Source organism: Bradyrhizobium sp. CCGB12 (genome assembly GCF_024199845.1).
Taxonomy (GTDB): Bacteria; Pseudomonadota; Alphaproteobacteria; order Rhizobiales; family Xanthobacteraceae; genus Bradyrhizobium.
In genome coordinates this window covers 763218-776040 of the sequence record NZ_JANADO010000001.1, presented here as the reverse complement: position 1 = coordinate 776040, position 12823 = coordinate 763218, and the positions used below count along the sequence as shown (strand labels likewise).

The window sequence follows — 12823 nt, the reverse complement described above, 5'->3', positions numbered from 1 at the left end:
GCCGGCGCGCGAGAGTCTGACCCACGGAGGAACGGATATGGGAAGATCCGACATCCATCTCGTCACTGACAGCAACGAGATCGAACGGCAGTTCCGCGGGGTCATGCGCCGCCTCGCCGGCGGCGTCAGCATCATCACCGCCGGTCGCGACGACGACATCACGGGAATGACGGTGACGTCCCTGACCTCGCTGAGCGCGAGCCCGCCGCGCGTGCTGGTCAGCGTCAACCGCCAGGCGTCGTCCTTCGCGCTGATCGAGCGCTTCGGGACGTTCGGCGTGAATATCCTCGGCTCTGACCAGCAGGATCTGGCGGACCGTTTCAGCAACGGCCGCCTCAAGGGACCAGAGCGCTTCGAGGGCATTGCCTGGTCTGCCGGGACCTCAGGCGTGCCGCTCCTTGGAAACTCGCTCGCAACCGTCGAATGCCGGGTCGAAGAGATCATCGAGCGCTATTCCCACGGAATTATCGTCGGCAGTCTTTTGAGCTTCGAGCTGTCGCCCCACCTCTCCGGGCTGGTGTACTGGAACGGCCAGTACATCGAGATCAAGCATGATTTCGATCTCGATCTGCTCGCCGAGATCAGCATTCCCCTGGCGCATGTCAGGTGAGACAGCATGAAGCACGAGCTGCCTCGCAACCCCTCCGACGATCGCGAACCCGATAACCCGCCGCAGAAGCGCTGGCAGCTTGACCAGCTCGTCGCCGCGCTCCGTGTCTCTCGCGAGGAGACCCACAGTATCCGCAGGGACGGTGAGGCCCGCCGCGCGCCCTCGCGCGAGGCGCTCCAGACGATCTTGGACGGTCTCACCGAAGCGCTGTTCCCGCGCCACTACGGCCAGTTCGATCTCGATGGCGAGAACATCGACTATTTCGTCGGCAACCGGCTCAGCATCGCGCTCGACGGCCTGTGCGACCAGGTTCACCGCGCTGCGCTCTTCATCGGGGACGAGCTCGTACCCGGCTTCCAGCGCGAGGACGCGATCGGGCTGACGCGCAGCTTCGCCTCACAGCTTGCCGACGTGCGCGGACTGATCATCAGCGACCTCCGCGCCGCCTTCGTCGGCGACCCCGCCGCCAGGAACTTTCCGGAGATCCTGATCGGCTATCCCGGCATGACCGCGATCATCCACCATCGCCTTGCCCACATTCTCCATCAGCTCGGCGCCCGTCTGATCGCCCGCCTGGTCGCGGAGATCGCGCACACAAGGACCGGCATCGACATTCATCCCGGCGCCAGCGTCGGCTCAGGCTTCTTCATCGATCATGGCACCGGTGTCGTCATCGGCGAGACCGCCATCATTGGCGACAACGTCCGGATCTATCAGGCCGTGACGCTCGGCGCCCGGCACTTTCCGACAGATGACGACGGCCATCTGATCAAGGGCGACGCGCGGCATCCGATCGTCGAGGACGATGTCGTGATCTATGCCGGCGCCACCATTCTCGGCCGAATCACGATCGGCCGGGGCTCAACCATCGGCGGCAACGTCTGGGTGACCCAAGACGTGCCGCCGAACAGCATCGTGACGCAGGCCACCGCCCGCAACAAACAGGGTTAGGTCGCCGGGGCCTTCCAGCGCACCAGGCGGCGTTCCAGCGCCTCGAGTATGGCGTTGAAGACGAGGCCGATCACGGTGATGCCAAGGATGCCAAAATACATCTGTGGGATCAGGAAGCTGTACTGGCTGTTGATGATGAGATAGCCGAGGCCGGATTTCGCGCCGACCATTTCGGAGGCCACCAGCACCAGCATCGCGGATGCGCTCGCCAGCCGAATGCCGACGAAGATCGTCGGCAGCGACGCCGGCAGGATCACCTTCCGGAACAGCTGGCTTGGCGTCGCGCCCATCGTCCGTGCCGACTTGACCAGCAGCGGATCGACCTGGCGGACGGCCGCGATCGTATTGAGCAGCAGCGGCCAGGCGCAGCTGTAGATCACCATCGAGACCTTCGAGAGCTCGCCGATTCCCAGCAGCAGGATGAAGACCGGCAGCAGCGCAAGCGGCGCCGTGTTGCGCGCGATTTCGATGATCTGGTTGAGGAGATCGCCGAGCCGCGCATACGATCCCATCAGCACACCCAACGGCACGAACAGGGCAATGGCGATCAGGAAGCCACTCAGCGCGCGCAGCAGGCTGGCGCCGACGTCGTCATAGAGCTCGCCGGTCTGCGCGAGCTGCCAGCCCGCGGCGACCACCTCGGAGAACGGCGGCAGAAACGTCTGGTCGATCAGACCGAGACGCGGCGCCGTCTCCCAGAGGGCGAGAAACAACAGCAGTAGCAGGGATTTCTGCCCGATGGCGCCGAACCATCGTGCGACGCCGCCCGTGGCTGCGGCCAGCGTGCCGGCGCGTTGCCTGGCCCGGTCTTTCGGGCTCCCCTCGGCCAGCTCCAGCAGCGTCAGTATCTCCAGATTAGACATGAGCCGGCTCCTTCGCCTTTGCGCCGCGCTCGCCGTCCGGTGCGCGCACTTGCGATCCCAGCGCTTGCGACCCTTGCGCCTTCAGCACCTCGTCGCGCAACAAGGACCACACCTCGTGCCTGACCTGCCCGAACCGAGGCAGCGAGCGGACATCTTCGGTCTCGCTGTGCAGCTCGTCGGGAATATCGACGACCTGCTTGATACGGCCGGGGCGCGAGGTCATGACAGCAACGCGCTGGCCAAGGACGACGGCTTCGTCGATGCCGTGCGTGATGAACAGGATGGTCTTTCCGGTACTGCGCCAGATTCGCAGCACCTCGCCTTGCAGCGTCTCCCGCGTCTGCGCATCGAGGGCCGCGAACGGCTCGTCCATCAGCAGAACCTCGGGGTCATAAGCGAGGCTGCGGGCGATCGCGACCCGCTGCTTCATGCCGCCGGAGAGCTCGTGCGGATAGCGGTCGGCGAAGCCAGACAGTCCGACCAGGTCGAGGTAATACAGTGCCCTCTCCCACCGCTCCCTCGCTCTCAAGCCGGCAATGTCGAGCCCGAACTCGACGTTCTGCGCGGCCGTGCGCCAGGGAAACAGCGCATATTGCTGAAACACGATGCCGCGGTCGCGCGCCGGCCCCTCGATAGGCTTGCCGTCGAGGATAATGCGCCCGCTGCTCGGCGTCGTCAGCCCGCCGAGCAGGTCCAGCAGGGTCGACTTGCCGCAACCGCTCGGCCCGACCAACGCCAGGAATTCGCCGGCACGAACGTCCAGCGTGATGTCGTCCAGCGCGGTAAAGCGCTCCGTCGGTCCACCATCCTTGCCGCGGACCAGGAACTCCTTGCGCACGTGCTCAAAGCGGATCTTGGCCGGGGTCATTTGGCCTCCGCGGTCTTGCCGGGACGGAAATAGTTGAGCTCGTTGGTGTAGAGATCGGACGGCTTGAACTGGTCCTGCTTCAGGAGACCGTCCTTCACCAGCCAGTCGACCCAGACCTGGAGCTCGGCATCGCCGATCACGCCGCCCTTGGTCGCAACACCGGTGCTCTTCCAGTATTTGATGGGCGTTGCGTCCTCGTTTCGCTTCCGCTCGGCAATGACGCGCTCGAAGCGGGCCCGAACCTCTTCCGGCGGCGTCGTCTGCGCCCAGGCGATGGCGCGGGAGATGCCTTCGACCAGCTTGCGCGAGGTATTGGGGTTTTCCTTGATGAACTTGTCCCGCAGCACATAGGAGCCGCCGGTGAAGTTGCCGAAGATGTCGGTATCCGCAAACAGCCTGCGGATGCCGCCGCGTTCCAGCGCCTTGTCGCGCAGCACGCCGTTGAGCGTGCTGACCTCGACCTGACCCTGCCGCAACGCCTGCTCGCCCGTGACCGGCGGGATCGCGACCAGCGTCACCTGTTTTGCTTCCGCCGGCGTCAGGCCGTTGCGGGCCAGATATTCGCGCAGCACGAATTCGAGATGCGCACCGAGCGTGTTGACGGCGACCTTCTTGCCGATCAGATCCCGCGCGGATTTGATCGGGCTGTCCTCCTTCACGTAATAGCCGTTGTAGGTGTTGTCGTCCGAGCCGTAGTAGCCGACCACCGCCTTGATCGGGGCCTTGGCCGCGATCAGCTTGATGATCGCACCATAGAATGCACCGCCGATGTCGATGTCTCCGGTGACGACGGTCTGAATGTCCTGCGGACCGCTGATGGTGTTCCCGATCCATTTGAGCTTGAGCGGAGCCAGATAGCCGAGGTCGTCGGCGAGCTCGATGAACGTGACCTGGCCGGCCCAGCCCTGGTAGCGGATCTCGGTCTTCTCGAGCTGCGTCTCGGCCATGGCGCTGCCGACGAGGCCGGTCAGGCCGAGGGCGGCGAGCCCGAGTTGCCGGCCTCTTGCGCGCAGGCCGGCAACCAAACGGCGCAGTGCGGAGATAGCAATTCTCATCGTGTTCACTCCCTGCTCGCCTCAGGCGGCTTTGGCTTGCGGCTTGGCTGACTTGATGCGGGTCACGCTCTGGCGGCCGTCGATGCCGACCGGCACCTCGCCATCGATGGTCGCGCGGCGCACGACGCGATGCTGATCGCCGTAATCATTGACGGCGTAGTGCTGGGTCGCACGATTGTCCCAGATCACGACGTCCCCCTGCCTCCAGCTCCACCGCACGGTGTTCTCCGGCGCGGTGATGTGCGACTGGAACAGGTCGAACAGCTTCTGCCCGTCATATTTCGGCAGGCCGACGAAGCGCTGGACGAAGTTGCCGAGCACCAGCGTCCGCTCGCCGGTTTCGGGGTGGACGCGAACGACCGGGTGCTCGGTCTCATAGATCGTCCCCGTGAAGACCTCCTCGAAGTGCTTCCTGTCGGCGTCGCTCGCCCGCGTCTTGACCGCGTAGTCGTAGGCATTGCTGTGCACGGCCCAGAGCTCATCGGCGAGCTTGCGTAGCGGAGCCGGCAGCTCGAGATAGGCCGCGGCCGTATTCGACCAGATCGTGTCGCCGCCGAACTCGGGGATTACAACCCCGCGCAGGACTGAAATCTTGGGATAGGCATCGACGAAGGTGACGTCGGTGTGCCACTGGTCCGCGCGTCCGCCGCCTCGCCCGGAGTCGAGCTCGAGGATCGACGCTGTTCCCTTGGTTGCGCCGACCGTCGGATGCGGCACCAACTTGCCGAGCCGGACGGCAAACCGCTCCTGCCCGGCATCGTCCAGATGGCCCTGGTCGCGGAAGAAGATCACCTTGTGTTCGAGCAAGGCGTGGTTGATCGCTGCGATCGTCCGGTCCGGAAGATCGCCCGAGAGCCTGATGTTCCTGATCTCCGCGCCAATACGGGCGGACCGCTTGACGATATCCGCACGCGGAATGACGTTGTCGATGGTGATTCCGTCAGTCATGTCATCTTCCCCGAGACCGCGATCCATTGGGACAAGGCTCCGCCGTTCGCCGATCGCTGCTGCGACGGCGGAGTGAAGAACAGTGATGTTGCGAGCGATCCTCTTGCAGGACTGCCGTCCGCTCTGGCGGCAATCGCGTCTGGCGGGACCTTTCCGTGAGAGCTGCATCCGTGCAGCTCTTGTTCAGTCACACGATGCTAACTCAAGGACTTCGGAAATAGCTTCCAAAGTTCGAAGCAAGTGGAAAATAGACGCACCATGCTCTTGGCTTGTCCAGTTGCTACTTGCGCTCTCCTCTATTCCGCCGCGACGATGTTCGGCGACCGCCAGACGGCCGACGCATAGAGCGACGGCTCGAAGTCGTCGGCGATGGGCCCGTTGATCCGCGCCTCGTGCGCCGGAAGGTCGTCGAGGAACAGATCCCGGCTGATCCGCGCAACGACGCCTGGAATATCGCGCTTGAAACTCGGAACGTCTCCGATCGGAAGGCCGAAGCTGACGAAGGCTGCCGGGGTGAACACGTGAATGTTCCGCAGGTAAGGCGCACGGCCCGGCTCCTTCTCCAGGAATTCATGTCCCGCGCCAAGATAAGGGTGCGCGCCGAGGAAATCATCCTGCTCGCCCGCTACCGGCGAGAAGCGATCACGCCATAGCAGGATCTCACTGGCGAAGGCGGCGAGCTCCGGTCGCCTTGCGAGATCGACCTGATAGCCCGTACCGGCGATGACGAAATCGAACGCGATATCGCCCTGCGGCGTGGTCGCAAGCAGCCGGCGCCCGAACGGCTTGGCTGAGGTCCAGGACACCGCCAGATGCAGGTGGAAGTTCGGGGATTTGACCACGCGCGCGATCGCGTCGGGCGGCGGCGTCGACCCGGCGCGGCGGAAACGGATGGCCTGATGCCAGCGCAGCGCGTCCGGCAACGACCCGTAATTGTCATATGCGCCCGGATATCCGCGCGTCCTGATCACGGGCTCCGAAGCAATCTTGTCGCGGCGCGCGAACAGATGCACCTCCCTCGCCCCGGCTTCGAGCGCAACCGCCGCAGCGTCGAACGCGGAGGCTGCACTGCCCAGCACCGCTACCGACTTGTCGCGCAGCTTGCCGAAATCGATCGCCTCCAGGGTATGCGCATAGAGCTCCTTGGGCAGATGGCGCGAGAGCACCTCGGGAACGGACGGACCGCCGTTACTCGGGAAACCGCTGGCCAGGATGACCTTGCGGGCGGTTTCGGTTCTCGCTTCACCCGCTACGTCGAGATGAAGCCGCAGGTGATCCTGCGCCGGCTCGATGCGGAGAAGCTTCGTCCGGTAGCGCACCTCGATGCCGAGCGTCCTGCGATACCAGTCGAGGTAGGCTGCCCAGTCCACACGAGCAATTCGATCGATCGCCTCGTATGCAGCCGCGCCATGGCGGGCCTCATACCACGCCTGGAAGCTCAGCCCGGGTAGGCCAAGCTCCGGTCCAGGCAGACTTTTCGGAGTGCGCAGCTTGTGCATGCGCGCGCTGCTTAGCCACGGGCCGGACGAGGCCGCGTCACTTGCAGCGTCGATCACCGTGACCTTGCCGATGCCGGCGCGGCGCAATGCGAAGGCAAAAGCGCTTCCGGATTGCCCACCGCCGATGACCGCGACGCTGTGGTCGATCGCCTGACGATCCGGAACCCAGTTCTGCGGATCGGGACCGAGCAGCCGCAAGGTCTCGCGAGCCGCGTCGTCGATATTGGACTGAAACATGTTGCACCCGGATTTGTCTGCATCAGATGCGACCAAATCGTAGAAGCCAACGACACTCAGTCAATGAAATGGAATTGGTTTTGTTTGGCGGCGAGAACAACGAACTCACCATGACGCCGCGGCGCGTTGAACGATTTTCGTCGACGGCGCCGAGCGAGTCCGAAAGTGCAACGGACATTCGCTCGCCAGGCCTTCTTTCCGTTGAGACGATCGGTTCGCGACATCATCTCCTTAATGCGCTCCCGCCGCTAGATTCATGCTCGGGTTGCACTGAACAACGCAAATCCATTTCATCGACATTTCTCGCTCCGGCAACATAGAGTTCGTCTCGATCAAGCCGTCTCAGCGGCTGCAGGAGATTTTGGACAGCACGATGTCGACCGCCGGCGTCATCAGCCTTGAACGGGACACGCCCGAGCTTGCACACACCTACGAGCAGGCCGGCATCCTCCAGTTTCACCACGGCAAATTCCTCATCGGCCCGCTGTCCCTGAAATCAGGAGATCGCGTGCTCGATATCGGCGCCGGCACCGGCCGCCTCACCGAGTTCGCCGCGGGACTTGTCAGCCCGGACGGCAACGTGATCGGCATCGACCCGCTGGAGAACCGGATCGCCATCGCGCGCCTGCGCGCCTCGGAGACGCTGACCTTCGATGTCGGCCGCGCCGAGGATCTTTCGCGCTTTGAACCAGCGGAATTCGACGCCGTCTACCTCAACAGCGTCTTCCACTGGATCGCGGACAAGCGGCTGGCGCTACGCGAGATCGAGCGCGTCCTCAAGCCGGGCGGCCGGATCGGGCTGAACGTTCAGGATCCCACCAAACCTCACGAGTCGCGAATCCTGCTCCGCCAGGCGATCGAACAGGCCGGCTTCGGCGAGAGAAGCGACGAGTCGCATCGGGTGCTCGGGGCGACCGACGACGAGCTCAGAGCGCTGTTCGCCGAGACCGGTTTCGTCGGTTACCGAAGCGACCTGCGCTCGCTCTTCGATCTGCACGGCGAGGTGAAATCGGTGCTCGGATGGTCCGAGGCCAGCGCATTCGGTAACTTCCTTGGCGGCTTTTCGCCGGCGGAACGGGCAGAAATCGACGCGGCCTTTGCTGCGCTGGTCGAGGCGAAGCGCACCCCCGAGGGCCTGCGCCTGGCGCGCTATCTGCGCTTCGCCTTCGCGCGAAAGCCGGCCTCGCCAACCATCCCTTCCGTCTCGTAGTCGCTCGCGTCCCTATCCGGCCATCGCACCTGGACATTCGAACCATGAGCAACCAACGGCAGCTTGTTCTCAATCTCTTCATCTACCCCGGCGGCCATCACGAAGCCGCGTGGCGCTACAAGGGATCGTCGGCGGATCGTATCCTCGATATCACCTTTTACCAGGAACTGGCGCGGCGGGCCGAGGCCAGCAAGTTCGACGCGATCTTCTTTGCCGACGGGCCGGCGCTGGCCGACAATGTCCGCTATGCCCAGCGCTTTCGCTTCGAGCCGATCACTTGGCTGGCTGCGATCGCCGCGGTCACGAAGCGCATCGGCCTCATCGCAACCGCGTCAACCACCTACACCGAGCCCTACAACCTCGCACGCCTGTTTGCCTCGCTTGACCATCTGAGCCAGGGCCGCGCCGGCTGGAACATCGTCACCACCAGCGCGCCGCAGGCCGCGCAGAACTTCGGCCTGCCCGAACACCCCCCGCATCACGAACGCTACGAGCGCGCCCGCGAATATCTCGACGTGATCTCGCGGCTCTGGGACAGCTGGGAGGACGACGCACTCGTCAACGACCCCGCTTCCGGCATCTTTGCCGACACCAGCAAGATCCATACGCTCGACCATGTCGGCAAGCACTTTCGCGTGCGCGGCCCGCTGAACATCTCGCGCGTTCCGCAGGGCCGGCCAGTGTATGTGCAGGCCGGGGCCTCCGACGACGGCCGTGCCTTTGCCGCCCGATATGCAGAGGCGATCTTCACTGCGCATCAGACGCTTGAGTCGGCCAAGGCATTCTATGCGGACATCAAGCGCCAAGCCCGCACCTTCGACCGCGGTCCGGACGAGATCAAGATCCTGCCCGGCATCAGCCCTTTCATCGGCAGCACGCAAGCCGAGGCCGAGCGCCTGGAAGAGGACTTCAACGCACTGATCCAGCCCGAATATTCCCTAACCCAGCTGCGCCAGATGATCGGCGTCGACCTCACCGGCTACGATCTCGACGGCCCCGTTCCCCGCCACTTGATCGACACCGCGAGCGCGCGCGGCGTCGCCAGCCGCTTCAAGCTCGTCGTCGACATTGTCGATCGCGAAAAGCCGACCATCCGCCAGCTCGTGCAGCGCCTCGCCGGCGCACGCGGTCACTGGGTGATCGCCGGTACGCCCGAAAAGATCGCGGACAACATCCAGACCTGGTTCGAGAACGGCGCCGCGGACGGCTTCAACGTGATGCCGCCCTGGCTGCCCGGCGGCTTCGATGTTTTCGCCGAGCAGGTGGTCCCGATACTGCGCAAGCGCGGCCTGTTCCGTGAGGACTACACCGGCACGACGCTGCGCGATCATTACGGCCTCGCGCGCCCCGCCAGCATCTACTCCAACGCGGTCAAGGCGATCGCCTGACCGCATTCCCAATCAAAACTCGGGCTCAGCAAGTGAATATGAAGACAGCGTTGTTGCTCCTCTCCGGCCTTTTGGCTCTCTCCCCCTTCGCTGCCGGAGATGTCTCGGCACAGCAAGCCGCAAAGCCGGAGTTGCGGGTTGGCTTCGTGCCGGGCCCCTACATCGACGAGTTCAAGATCGGCGTCGAGCCGGAGCTGAAGAAGAAGGGCTACAAGATCCGCTATGTCGAGTTCTCGACGGGGCTTGAAGCCAACAACGCGGTGTTCAAGTCCGAGATCGATGCCAATGTGATGCAGCACACGATCTTCCTCGAGTCCTACAACGAGCGCCAGAAGACCGATCTCGTTGGCATCGTCCACGTCCCCACACCACCGATGGGTCTCTATTCGAAGAAGCACCCGCTGGGTTCGCCGATCAAGCCGGGCTCCAGCGTCGCCGTGCCGAACGATCCGGTCAATCTGCAGCGCGCACTCTGGGTGCTGCGCGATCTCGGCCTGATCGAGATTCGCGACGCCAAGCCCGTCGACGTCACCGAGCTCGACGTCGTCAAGAATCCCGGCGGGATCAAGCTGGTCCCGCTCGAAGCCGCGCAGGCCCCGCGCGCGCTGGACGACGTCGACTTTGCCGCCATCCAGGGCAATTTCGCGATCTTCAGCGGGCTGAAGCTGACCAACGCCTTCGCGCTCGAGAAGATGACGACTCCCTACATCAACGTGCTTGCCGTGAAGAAGGCCAATGCCGCCGCCGAATGGGCCCAGGACATTGTCGCCGGTTACAAATCGCCCGGGTTCAAGACCGCAATCCGGGCCGACCGCTTCTATGACGGGTTCACTTTGCCTGACTACATGAAGTGAGTGGAGCGCATGTTCGACTTCACGCTCGAATGGGCCGGCCGTCGTTCCGTCGCGGAGCGCGCGATAGACGCGCGAGCGGCGACTGAGCAGCTCCACATCCGCGAGGCCTTGATCTTTCCTGTGATCCTGCTGATCACCTTCCTGTTCGCGTTGAGCATCATGACAGGCGCACATTTGAATGGACGAGCCAACGACGCCTTGCCGTATCTCGTATCCGGAGGCATGGGCATGCCCTTGCTTTATCCCGCGTCGGCGTCCTGTCGCAGGCCGTCGAACTTGGGTTCCGTGCCGCGGCTCCCGCAGGCCGAAGTACTCGCGCTACTGATGGCTGACTAGCGGCAAGGCCATGCCTTCATGCTTTCGCCGCGGCGATGGATATCAAAATCATCCATCTCCGCCAGGCACCGTGAAATTTTTGAGCCGCCCTCGCGACGGCGCCAGCACGATTCAGCCAAATTGATCCCGACACGCGTGTAGCAATGTTCAACGCCATCCCTGCCGTGATAGCTTTTCCGAGTTCTCGTCCTACACCGTTGTCCGGAGTGAACATGAGCTACGTCATCTCGCTGCAATCAGGCTTCGCTCGTTTGATCGAACAGACACGCGGATGGTTCCAGCGCTCGCTGCGGCCGCGGACAGGCTCCCCGGACAACAAGCAGGACGATTTCTACGAGATCTTCCTGTTCGGGCCTCACGGCTGACGCCAGACAACGCGCCCAACTTTCCATCACACAGAGGTTTTGACATGACCGACGTTGCGTTGCAGCTCGCCGAGACCGGCCGCCGTCTCGACGCCATCGACCGCAAGATACTGGCGGTCCTCCAGGAGGACGCTTCGCTCTCGGTTGCGGAGATCGGGGACCGCGTCGGCTTGTCCTCGACGCCGTGTTGGAAGCGTATCCAGAGGCTGGAAGCCGACGGCGTGATCCTGAGACGGGTTGCCCTGGTCGACCAGAACAAGATCGGGCTTGGCCTTTCGGTGTTCGTCTCCGTGGAAAGCTCCGATCACTCCGATGCATGGCTGAAGCGGTTTGCCACGGCGGTCAGCGCGATGCCCGAGGTGATGGAGTTCTACCGGATGGCCGGCGATGTCGATTACATGCTGCGCGTCGTCATTCCGGATATGCTTAGCTACGACGTGTTCTACAAAAAGCTGATCCACGCGGTGCCGCTCAAGAATGTCACCTCGCGCTTTGCGATGGAGAAGATTAAGTCGATCACCGCGCTACCGGTTCCACCGGTGGCGGCGGATTGAGATCTCACACGCGATGAATGCGGCCCGCGGCCTTGCTGTCAGGCCGTCGCGTAACGCGAGAGAAATGGCCTGACAGCGTCGAGCACGGCCTCAGGCTGTTCTTCCGGCTGGAGATGACCGCCGGGAATGGCCCAGCCCTCAACATCGGCGGCCCAATTCCTCCAGATCCGAAGCGGCGTATCGATTTCACTGAAACGGCCGTGCTCCCAAAGCACCAGCACGGGGCACTCGAGGATCCGCCCGGCGGCACGATCGGCGAGGTCGTGCTCATGGTCGATCGTGGCGCCGGCGCGATAGTCTTGCATCATTGCATGCCGCACTTCCGGTCGCCGGAATGCTTCACGATAGACCGAGAGCGCTTCGTCCGACAGGCAGCCAAACTCCGTGGTCATTTTTCGCAGCGTCCGGTTCAGGAAGAAATCGGGGTCCCCGCTCAACAGCCGTTCGGGCAAGTCATAGGGTTGCGCGAACAACAGCCAGTGATAGGCGCCGAGCGCGAAATCCTTGCAGGCGCGCGCCCAGACCTCGCTGGTTGGAATGACGGTCAAGGACACGAAGGCCCGTACCGCCCCCGGATGATCCAACGCCAACCGGTATCCGACCCGGGCACCGCGGTCGTGTCCGATGACGGCAAAGCGCTCAAACCCGAATTGCTTCATGACCGCAACCTGATCGCGCGCCATCGTGCGCTTGGAGTAGGCCGAGGCGTCGGCCTGCTGCGGCCCGCGGCTGTCGCCATATCCCCGTAGGTCCGTAGCGACAACTGTGTGTTCGCGCGCCAGAACGGGAGCAATGCGATGCCAGGCGACGTGTGTCTGCGGATAGCCGTGGAGAAGTAGTAGCGGAGGACCACTGCCTGCAGTGAACGCGGCGATCGTCGCGCCGTCTGTCTGGATTTCGTGGCGCTCGAATCCCTCGAACATGGGTCGGTCTCGATCCGCTATTGGCTTCCCGGCGATCCAACCGGATACAGCGCCAACAAGGCGATGTCGACGGTGCAAGACCGGCGATCGGCAGCCAGCCGATCCAATTCTAGGCTACCTAGGGTGAAGCGCCACACGCCGCAGCGCGAGCTAGCTGACCAC

Annotated in this window: 14 protein-coding genes; 8 read left to right on the top strand and 6 right to left on the bottom strand. The window is 63.7% G+C overall.

From position 1 onward, the window contains the following. Nucleotides 1-37: 37 nt before the first annotated feature. Together NLM27_RS03585 and epsC are read left to right on the top strand one after the other, a co-directional pair. Nucleotides 38-610, top strand: coding sequence for a flavin reductase family protein (locus tag NLM27_RS03585; RefSeq protein WP_254142033.1), 573 nt, complete (start codon nt 38-40; stop codon nt 608-610). Between the two features lie 6 nt (nt 611-616). Next, a complete protein-coding gene (epsC, locus tag NLM27_RS03580; protein WP_254142032.1) occupies nt 617-1561 on the top strand; it encodes a serine O-acetyltransferase EpsC in 945 nt (314 codons plus the stop codon). Here the strand turns inward: epsC and NLM27_RS03575 are convergent. From NLM27_RS03575 to NLM27_RS03555, 5 genes are all read right to left on the bottom strand, one after another. After that, the gene (locus NLM27_RS03575) at nt 1558-2424 is read right to left on the bottom strand and encodes an ABC transporter permease (protein ID WP_254142031.1); all 867 of its coding nucleotides are present in this window, start codon (nt 2422-2424) and stop codon (nt 1558-1560) included. The two genes, epsC and NLM27_RS03575, sit on opposite strands and share 4 nt — an antisense overlap. Further along, entirely contained in the window at nt 2417-3292 is an 876-nt protein-coding gene (locus NLM27_RS03570; RefSeq protein ID WP_254142030.1) for an ABC transporter ATP-binding protein, read from the bottom strand. Before NLM27_RS03570 ends, NLM27_RS03575 begins: the two co-directional genes overlap by 8 nt. After that, a complete protein-coding gene (locus NLM27_RS03565) occupies nt 3289-4347 on the bottom strand; it encodes an ABC transporter substrate-binding protein (protein WP_254142029.1) in 1059 nt (352 codons plus the stop codon). Before NLM27_RS03565 ends, NLM27_RS03570 begins: the two co-directional genes overlap by 4 nt. Before the next feature lie 21 nt (nt 4348-4368). Continuing rightward, complete coding sequence (locus NLM27_RS03560) at nt 4369-5295, bottom strand: TauD/TfdA family dioxygenase (RefSeq protein ID WP_254142028.1); 927 nt, start codon at nt 5293-5295, stop codon at nt 4369-4371. A gap of 296 nt (nt 5296-5591) precedes the next feature. Further along, a complete protein-coding gene (locus tag NLM27_RS03555; protein WP_254142027.1) occupies nt 5592-7031 on the bottom strand; it encodes an FAD-dependent oxidoreductase in 1440 nt (479 codons plus the stop codon). 373 nt (nt 7032-7404) lie between these two features. Here NLM27_RS03555 and NLM27_RS03550 point away from each other — a divergent pair, with 373 nt between their 5' ends. The 6 genes from NLM27_RS03550 (at nt 7405) to NLM27_RS03525 (ending at nt 11738) form a co-directional block, all read left to right on the top strand. After that, nucleotides 7405-8241 (top strand): class I SAM-dependent methyltransferase, encoded by an 837-nt coding sequence (locus NLM27_RS03550; RefSeq protein ID WP_254142026.1) that lies wholly within the window; start codon nt 7405-7407, stop codon nt 8239-8241. A gap of 44 nt (nt 8242-8285) precedes the next feature. Then, nucleotides 8286-9629 carry an LLM class flavin-dependent oxidoreductase gene (locus NLM27_RS03545; protein WP_254142025.1) on the top strand — a complete coding sequence of 448 codons (1344 nt, stop codon included), beginning with the start codon at nt 8286-8288 and terminating at the stop codon, nt 9627-9629. Between the two features lie 38 nt (nt 9630-9667). Further along, the gene (locus NLM27_RS03540; RefSeq protein WP_254142024.1) at nt 9668-10483 is read left to right on the top strand and encodes a MetQ/NlpA family ABC transporter substrate-binding protein; all 816 of its coding nucleotides are present in this window, start codon (nt 9668-9670) and stop codon (nt 10481-10483) included. Between the two features lie 9 nt (nt 10484-10492). Beyond that, nucleotides 10493-10819 (top strand): hypothetical protein, encoded by a 327-nt coding sequence (locus NLM27_RS03535; RefSeq protein ID WP_254142023.1) that lies wholly within the window; start codon nt 10493-10495, stop codon nt 10817-10819. 212 nt (nt 10820-11031) lie between these two features. After that, nucleotides 11032-11184 carry a hypothetical protein gene (locus tag NLM27_RS03530; protein ID WP_254142022.1) on the top strand — a complete coding sequence of 51 codons (153 nt, stop codon included), beginning with the start codon at nt 11032-11034 and terminating at the stop codon, nt 11182-11184. 44 nt (nt 11185-11228) lie between these two features. Then, the gene (locus NLM27_RS03525; protein WP_254142021.1) at nt 11229-11738 is read left to right on the top strand and encodes an Lrp/AsnC family transcriptional regulator; all 510 of its coding nucleotides are present in this window, start codon (nt 11229-11231) and stop codon (nt 11736-11738) included. Nucleotides 11739-11776: 38 nt separating this feature from the next. On the opposite strand, the gene NLM27_RS03520 is transcribed toward NLM27_RS03525, so the two are convergent. Beyond that, on the bottom strand, nt 11777-12661 hold the full coding sequence (locus tag NLM27_RS03520) for an alpha/beta fold hydrolase (protein WP_254142020.1): 885 nt from the start codon (nt 12659-12661) through the stop codon (nt 11777-11779). Between the last annotated feature and the right edge of the window lie 162 nt (nt 12662-12823).